The organism is Streptomyces sp., from assembly GCF_036566765.1.
In the GTDB taxonomy this organism is placed as follows: Bacteria; Actinomycetota; Actinomycetes; order Streptomycetales; family Streptomycetaceae; genus Streptomyces.
Genome location: NZ_DATCVQ010000471.1, coordinates 1 through 7,289, shown reverse-complemented (window position 1 = coordinate 7,289; position 7,289 = coordinate 1). Strand labels below are relative to the sequence as shown.

7 protein-coding genes are annotated in these 7,289 nt (G+C 72.6%); 3 read left to right on the top strand and 4 right to left on the bottom strand.

What is annotated here, in order from left to right:
• Positions 1-239: 239 nt before the first annotated feature.
• Genes VIU94_RS27905 through VIU94_RS27895 form a run of 3 tightly spaced genes read left to right on the top strand, consistent with a single transcriptional unit; the run spans position 240 to position 3,320 of the window.
• A complete protein-coding gene (locus tag VIU94_RS27905; RefSeq protein WP_331915312.1) occupies positions 240-1,010 on the top strand; it encodes an SDR family oxidoreductase in 771 nt (256 codons plus the stop codon).
• Complete coding sequence (locus VIU94_RS27900; RefSeq protein ID WP_331915310.1) at positions 1,007-2,683, top strand: AMP-binding protein; 1,677 nt, start codon at positions 1,007-1,009, stop codon at positions 2,681-2,683. The genes VIU94_RS27905 and VIU94_RS27900 overlap by 4 nt, the downstream gene beginning before the upstream one ends.
• Positions 2,684-2,726: 43 nt before the next feature.
• Positions 2,727-3,320: a TetR/AcrR family transcriptional regulator gene (locus tag VIU94_RS27895; protein WP_331915308.1), complete on the top strand. Its 594-nt coding sequence runs from the start codon at positions 2,727-2,729 to the stop codon at positions 3,318-3,320.
• Between the two features lie 76 nt (positions 3,321-3,396).
• Here the strand turns inward: VIU94_RS27895 and VIU94_RS27890 are convergent, their stop codons facing one another.
• From VIU94_RS27890 to VIU94_RS27875, 4 genes are all read right to left on the bottom strand, one after another.
• On the bottom strand, positions 3,397-4,647 hold the full coding sequence (locus tag VIU94_RS27890) for an acyl-CoA dehydrogenase family protein (protein ID WP_331915306.1): 1,251 nt from the start codon (positions 4,645-4,647) through the stop codon (positions 3,397-3,399).
• Between the two features lie 6 nt (positions 4,648-4,653).
• Entirely contained in the window at positions 4,654-5,676 is a 1,023-nt protein-coding gene (locus tag VIU94_RS27885; protein ID WP_331915304.1) for a phosphotransferase family protein, read from the bottom strand.
• A 189-nt stretch (positions 5,677-5,865) separates the two neighbouring features.
• Complete coding sequence (locus VIU94_RS27880) at positions 5,866-6,777, bottom strand: MBL fold metallo-hydrolase (RefSeq protein ID WP_331915302.1); 912 nt, start codon at positions 6,775-6,777, stop codon at positions 5,866-5,868.
• 124 nt (positions 6,778-6,901) lie between these two features.
• Positions 6,902-7,198, bottom strand: a complete 297-nt coding sequence (locus VIU94_RS27875) for a hypothetical protein (protein ID WP_331915300.1) — start codon at positions 7,196-7,198, stop codon at positions 6,902-6,904.
• Between the last annotated feature and the right edge of the window lie 91 nt (positions 7,199-7,289).

Genomic DNA, 7,289 nt, shown 5'->3' with positions numbered 1-7,289 from the left:
GACCGCGCCCAGCGCGCCGCCGCCGGCCAGCAGGCCCCGTCTGGACAGGCTCATGCGGAAACCTCCTTGATCGCCCTTCCTGACATGGCCACGCACGCTAGCGCGGACCGGGGCCCCGCGGAACGAGGCGTGCGCGGGGCGTGTGCCAAGCGGGCGACCGGCCTGTGCGCAGGGCCTTCCGCAGGTACATACCGACTGGTTAGTCTGCATCCACTGTCGCAACGGAGAGGCGGGTCTCGATGAGTTCGGTGCAGGGAGCGGGAGTGGTCGTCACGGGGGCGGGCGGCGGGATCGGCGCCGCGCTGGCCCGCCGGTTCGCGGCCGAGGGCGCCCGGGTCGTCGTCAACGATCTCGACCCCGGCCGGACCAAGGCCGTCGCCGACGAGATCGGGGCCGCCGCCGTGCCCGGCGACGCCTCGGAGATCGTCGAGGAGGCGCGCGAGGCCCTCGGCGGCACGGGCGGCATCGACGTATGGTGCGCCAACGCCGGACTCGCCTCGCCCGGCGACGCCCTCGCCGACGAGGCGGTGTGGGCCGCCGCCTGGGACGTCAACGTCATGGCCCATGTCCGCGCGGCCCGCGCACTGCTGCCCGGGTGGCTGGAGCGCGGCAGCGGCCGCTTCGTCTCCACGGTCTCCGCCGCCGGCCTGCTCACCATGGTCGGCGCGGCACCGTACAGCGTCTCCAAGCACGGCGCGTACGCCTTCGCCGAATGGCTCTCGCTCACCTACCGGCACCGCGGCATCAAGGTCCACGCGATCTGCCCGCAGGGCGTGCGCACCGACATGCTCACCGCCGCCGGATCTGCCGGCGAGCTCGTCCTCGCCCCCACCGCCATCGAGCCCGAGGACGTCGCCGACGCGCTGTTCGCGGGCATCGAGGCCGACCGCTTCCTGATCCTGCCGCACCCCGAGGTCGCCGACTACTACCGCGTCCGGGCCGCCGACCCCGAGCGCTGGCTCGGCAACATGAACCACATCCAGCAGAAGTGGGAAGGGGCGGGCGCATGACGGACCTCCAGGGAGCCCAGGAGTCGATCTACGCGGCCAAGCCGTGGCTCGCCCAGCTCAGCGACGCCCAGCGCGGGCCGATCGCCCCTCCGCCGACCGTGCTGCACGCCTTCCGGGCCGCCGCGGCCGCCCACCCCGAGCGCACCGCCCTCGCCTACTTCGACGGCCGGCTCAGCTACGGCGAGACGGACGCGCTCTCGGACTCCGTCGCCGGACATCTCGCCGCCCGCGGCCTGGTCCGCGGCGACCGCGTGGCGATCATGCTCCAGAACAGCCCGCACTTCGTGCTCGCGCTGCTCGGCGCGTGGAAGGCCGGCGCGACGGTCGTCCCGCTCAACCCGATGTACAAGTCCGCCGAGGTGGCGCACGTCCTGAACGACTCCGAGGCCGTGGCCCTGGTCTGCGCCGACCGGACCTGGGCGGCGTACCTGCGGGACACCGCCGCCGACTCCCCGGTCCGGATCGCGCTGACCGCCTTCGAGCGCGAGCTGCAGACGCGCGACGACCCGCGGGTGCTCGGCTTCGAGCAGGCACCCGTCCCCGCCGAAGAGGCCGACGACCTGCTCGCCGTGGCCCGCGCCGGGCATCCGGCCCCCGAGGACCGCACCCTCGGCCCCGAGGACATCGCCCTGATCAGCTACACCTCCGGCACCAGCGGCACCCCCAAGGGCGCCATGAACCAGCACCGGGGCATCGTCCACAACGCCGAGCGCCAGCGCACCGGCCACCCCGTCCCCGACGGCGGCACGTACTTCGCGCTCGCCCCGCTCTTCCACATCACCGGCATGGTCTGCGAGCTCGGGGCCTGCTTCGCCAACGCCGGCACCCTCGCGCTCGCCTACCGCTTCGACTCCGGCGTCGTCCTCGACGCCTTCCTGGAGCACCGCCCCGCCTACACCGTCGGCCCGTCCACCGCCTTCATGGCGCTGGCCGCCCACCCCGGCGTCACCCGCGACCACTTCGCGTCCTTCCTGGTCGTCTCCTCCGGTGGGGCTCCGGTCCCGCCCGCGCTCGTGGAGAGGTTCCGGGCCGGCTTCGGCCCGTACATCCAGAACGGCTACGGACTGACCGAGTGCACCGCCCCCTGCGCCGCCGTGCCGCCGGAGAAGGAGGCCCCGGTCGACCCGGCCTCCGGCACCCTGTCCGTCGGCGTGCCCGGACCCGACACCCTCGTCCGGATCCTCGACGAGGAGGGCCGCGAGGTCCCGTTCGGCGCGCAGGGCGAGATAGCCGTGCGCGGTCCGCAGGTCGTGCCTGGGTACTGGCGGCTCCCGGAGGCCACCGCCCAGGCCTTCCCGGACGGCGAACTGCGCACCGGCGACATCGGCTTCATGGACCCCGACGGCTGGCTCTACGTCGTGGACCGCAAGAAGGACATGATCAACGCCTCCGGCTTCAAGGTCTGGCCCCGCGAGGTCGAGGACGTGCTCTACACCCACCCGGCCGTCCGCGAGGCCGCGGTCGTCGGCGTCCCCGACGCCTACCGGGGCGAGACGGTGAAGGCGTACGTCAGCCTGCGCCCCGGCGCGGCCGTCGAGCCCGCCGAGCTGTCCGCGTACTGCGAGGAACGGCTGGCGGCGTACAAGTACCCTCGCGAGGTCGAGATCCTGGCTGAGCTCCCCAAGACGACAAGTGGGAAGATCCTCAGAAGGGAACTCCGTTCCCCCGAGTAACGAAGACCACGCAGTACGCAGCACGAGAGAAAGGTGGCGGCACATGGCCAGGACGACGGACGGGAGCGGCGCCCCCGTCCCGCAGAGGCTGCTGGCCGCCGCCACCCGGCTCTTCGCCGAGCAGGGCTACGACCGGACCTCCGTCCAGGAGATCGTCGAGGCGGCCGGCGTGACCAAGGGCGCGCTCTACCACTACTTCGGCTCCAAGGAGGACCTCCTCCAGGAGGTGTACTCCCGGGTCCTGCGGCTCCAGCAGGAGCGCCTGGACGCCTTCGCGGACGCCGACGCGCCGGTGGCGGAGCGGCTGCGGGACGCCGCGGCCGACGTGGTGGTCACCACCATCGAGAACCTCGACGACGCCGCGATCTTCTTCCGCTCGATGCATCACCTGAGCCCGGAGAAGAACAAGCAGGTACGGGCCGAGCGCCGGCACTACCACGAGCGCTTCCGGGCCCTGATCGAGGAGGGCCAGCAGAGCGGCGTCTTCTCCTCCGCGACCCCGGCCGACCTGGTGGTCGACTACCACTTCGGCTCGGTCCACCACCTGTCCACCTGGTACCGCCCGGACGGCCCGCTCACCCCCGAGCAGGTCGCCGGCCACCTGGCCGACCTGCTGCTGCGAGCCCTCCGCCCCTGAGGCCCGTCGGGTTCGAGGGGCCGGCGTGCGGTGGATCATCCCCACCGCACGCCGACGAGACTCGACGCGCCCGGTTTCAGAGGTACTTCTTCAGCTCCTGGCGCGCCAGCGATCGCTGGTGCACCTCGTCCGGGCCGTCCGCCAGCTTCAGCGTCCGCGCCGCTGCCCAGAGTTCGGCCAGCGGGAAGTCCTGAGAGACGCCACCCGCGCCGTGGACCTGGACGGCCTTGTCGATGATGTCCACCACCGCGCGGGGGGTGGCGATCTTGATGGCCTGGATCTCGGTGTGCGCGCCGCGGTTGCCGACCGTGTCCATCAGCCAGGCGGTCTTGAGCACGAGGAGTCGCAGCTGCTCGATCGTCACCCGCGCGTCCGCGATCCAGTTCTGCACCACGCCCTGCTGGGCGATCGCCTTGCCGAAAGCGGTACGGGAGACCGCCCGGCGGCACATCAGCTCGACGGCCCGCTCGGCCATGCCGATCAGTCGCATGCAGTGGTGGATCCGGCCCGGACCGAGCCGGGCCTGGGCGATGCCGAAGCCGCCGCCCTCCTCGCCGATCAGGTTCGCGGCGGGGACCCGGACGTCGTCGAAGACCACCTCGGCGTGGCCGCCGTGGGAGTGGTCCTCGTACCCGTACACCTGCATCGCGCGCCGCACGTCCACGCCGGGGGTGTCCCGGGGGACGAGGATCATCGACTGCTGACGGCGGATGTCGGGGCCGTCGGGGTCGGTCTTGCCCATGACGATGAAGATCCGGCAGTGCGGGTTCATCGCCCCGGAGATGTACCACTTGCGACCGTTGATCACGTAGCCTCCCCCACTCTCGGCTCCGCTCGAGCGGGAGGTGCCCCCATCGTCGCGGTCGATCCGGGTCTCGATGTTGGTGGCGTCCGACGAGGCCACCTCCGGCTCGGTCATGGCGAACGCGGACCGGATCTCCCCGGCGAGCAGCGGCTCCAGCCACTGCTTCTTCTGCGCCTCGTCGCCGAACTGGGCCAGTACCTCCATGTTGCCGGTGTCCGGGGCCGCGCAGTTCAGCGCGGTCGGGGCCAGCTCGGGGCTGCGGCCGGTGATCTCGGCGAGCGGCGCGTACTGGAGGTTGGTCAGCCCGGCCCCGTGCGCGGAGTCCGGCAGGAAGAGGTTCCACAGGCCCTGACGGCGGGCCTCGGCCTTCAGGTCCTCGACCACCTGCGGGGTGTCCCACGGCGAGGCGAGCAGCGCGCGTTGCTCGTGCGCGATCCGCTCGGCCGGGTAGACGTGCTCGTCCATGAAGGCGAGCAGCTTCGCCCGCAGCTCCTCGGTACGGGCGTCGAATGCGAAGTCCATGCGGGATCAGCCTTCCTGGAGGGTGGTGAGGCCGTGCTCGATGAAGACCGGGACGAGGTCGCCGATCCGGTCGAAGCCGGCGCCGACCGTCTGACCGAGGGTGTAGCGGTAGTGAATGCCCTCCAGGATCACGGCGAGCTTGAACCAGGCGAAGGCCGTGTACCAGGACAGGGCGGAGGTGTCGCGGCCCGACCGGGCGGCGTACCGCTCGATCAGCTCGGCGGGCTCGGGGTGCCCGGCGGCCGCGGCGGTGGTGCTCACGGGGGAGTCCGGCAGCTCCAGCTTCGCGCTGTACATCACCAGCAGGCCGAGGTCGGTCAGCGGGTCGCCGAGTGTGGACATCTCCCAGTCCAGGACGGCGGTGATCCGGTCGCCCTCGCCGATGAGCACGTTGTCCAGGCGGTAGTCGCCGTGCACCACCGTCGGGGCCGGGGAGACGGGCAGCGCGCGGCCGAGCGCGGCGTGCAGCTCGTCGATGCCGGACAGCTCGCGGTTGCGCGAGGCGTCCAGCTGCTTGCCCCAGCGGCGCAGCTGCCGGTCGAGGAAGCCGTCGGGGCGGCCGAAGTCGCCGAGACCCACCGCGGCCGGGTCGACGGCGTGCAGGTCGACCAGCGTGTCCACCAGGGCGAGGACGGCCGCGCGGGTGCGCTCTGGGCCGAGCGGGGCGAGCTGCTCCGCGGAGCGGTACGGGGTGCCGGCCACGAACTCCATGACGTAGAACGGCGACCCGAGCACCGACTCGTCCTCGCACAGCAGCACCGGCTCCGGCACCGGCACGGCGGTCGGGTGCAGTGCGCTGATCACCCGGTGCTCGCGCTTCATGTCGTGCGCGGTGGCCAGCACGTGGCCGAGCGGCGGCCGGCGCACCACCCACTGGCCGGCGCCGTCGGTGACGACGTACGTGAGGTTGGAGCGGCCGCCCTCGACGAGCCGGGCGCGGAGCGGTCCGCTCACCAGGCCGGGCCGCTCGCGGTCGAGGAATCCGCGCAGCCGCTCGGGGTCGAGACCGGGTGGGGGACTGGTGCTCATGGTGCGTACCTCCGGGGCGGGAGTGGTCGGCCGGTCGCCGTTCATGATGACCGACCAGTCGGTATGTCGTCCAGAGGGGTCTGCGAAAACGCCCGCCCGGGAGGTTCCGGGCGGGCGATTTCGCACGCGGTGTGCGGTACGTGGTGCGGCGCTGCGGTGGTGGGTACGGCGGTGGTGCGGTGCTGCGCGCTACGCGTGGCAGGCGACCGGGACCCCGCCGTTCATCGCCGCCATGTCGCCGAAGACCGCCGCCGCATCGAGGGGCGAGCCGTCCGGCAGCCCGTCCAGCTCCGCGTAGGCCCGGTGCAGGTTCGCCACGAGCCGCTCGCTCTCCCGCCAGGCCGCGAACTCCCCGAGGTCGGCCGTGCGCGCGGTCTCCAGCGGGCTCGCGCCCTTGGCGTGCCCCTCGCGGGCCAGCTCGGCGACCCAGCGCAGATATCGCTCCGTCGTGTCGTACGCGGACGGGTCCGTCACCGGGCCGTGCCCCGGCACCACGGTCTCCGCGTCCAGCGCGCGCAGCATCTCCAGGGCGCGCAGCGAACCGGCGATCGACCCCATCGGCACGAACGGCGTCCCGCCCTGGAAGATCAGGTCGCCGGTGAACACCACGCGGTGCTCCGGGAGATGGACGATCGAGTCGCCGGTGGTGTGCGCGACGCCCGGGTGCAGCAGCCGGACCTCGGTCCCGCCGACGTGCAGGGTCAGCCGCTCGCTGTACGTGAGGGAGGGCGGCGTGACCCGGATGTCGCCGAAGTCGGTCTGCGGCCACAGCAGATGGAGCTGCCGTCCCGCGGCCAGCTGCTCGGCCCGGCAGGAGTCGTGTCCGACGATCCGCGCGGCCGGGGTGAACACCCCGTTGCCGTAGGTGTGGTCGCCGTGGTGGTGGGTGTTCACGATCGTGCGGGGGAGCGGCAGCCCCGCGGCGATGACCGCGTCGCGCAGCAGCAGGGCGCGCCGCTGGGTCGCCGCGGTGTCCACGAGCAGGCTCTCCTCCGCGTCGCCGAGGATGCCCGCGTTGTTGAGGCACCAGCCGCCGTCGGGCTGCACGAACGCGTGCACCCCGGGTGCGAGTTTGACGGTGTACGGGTCGGTCGCGGCCATGGAGTCCCCCCGGGTGAGCCCAACAGGTCGGCGAAAGCCTGCCAGTCGGGTGATGCCCGGGGGAAGACGACCCGTCGGTCGATCGCCCCGTAGGTCGGGTCGGCGGTCGTCCCCGTCCGTCAGGTCAGTGGTCGTCCCAGTGATTGCCGTGCGCCGCGTGCCGGTGCCCGTCGTGCACGTAGTCGAGGTGGTCGCCGTGCGCGACGGAGGTGTGTCCGCAGTCCGGCCCGTGCGTGTGGGCGGGGTGCGTGTGCTGGACATGGCCCACGGGCTCGCACTCGTCCCAGTGGCCGCCGTGCTCGCGGTGCAGGTGCCCGTCGTGGGCGTAGTCGAGGTGGTCCCCGTGCACGACGGAGACATGTCCGCACGCCGGCCCGTGGCTGTGCGCGTGGGTGGGGTGCTCGTGGTGGAGGAGGGTCATGACGTCTCCTCTGTGAGGGGGTGTGATCTCCTCAGGCTAGTCCGAAATGTCCGAGTCGGCCTCGTCCCCGTCCCCGTCCTCGTCCCCGGCC

Excerpts from the sequence above, each read along its gene's own strand:
- VIU94_RS27880 (WP_331915302.1), bottom strand. The coding sequence starts at position 6,777 with ATGGCCGCGACCGACCCGTACACCGTCAAACTCGCACCCGGGGTGCAC.
- VIU94_RS27905 (WP_331915312.1), top strand. The coding sequence starts at position 240 with ATGAGTTCGGTGCAGGGAGCGGGAGTGGTCGTCACGGGGGCGGGCGGC.
- VIU94_RS27885 (WP_331915304.1), bottom strand. The coding sequence starts at position 5,676 with ATGAGCACCAGTCCCCCACCCGGTCTCGACCCCGAGCGGCTGCGCGGA.
- VIU94_RS27875 (WP_331915300.1), bottom strand. The coding sequence starts at position 7,198 with ATGACCCTCCTCCACCACGAGCACCCCACCCACGCGCACAGCCACGGG.
- VIU94_RS27900 (WP_331915310.1), top strand. The coding sequence starts at position 1,007 with ATGACGGACCTCCAGGGAGCCCAGGAGTCGATCTACGCGGCCAAGCCG.
- VIU94_RS27890 (WP_331915306.1), bottom strand. The coding sequence starts at position 4,647 with ATGGACTTCGCATTCGACGCCCGTACCGAGGAGCTGCGGGCGAAGCTG.
- VIU94_RS27895 (WP_331915308.1), top strand. The coding sequence starts at position 2,727 with ATGGCCAGGACGACGGACGGGAGCGGCGCCCCCGTCCCGCAGAGGCTG.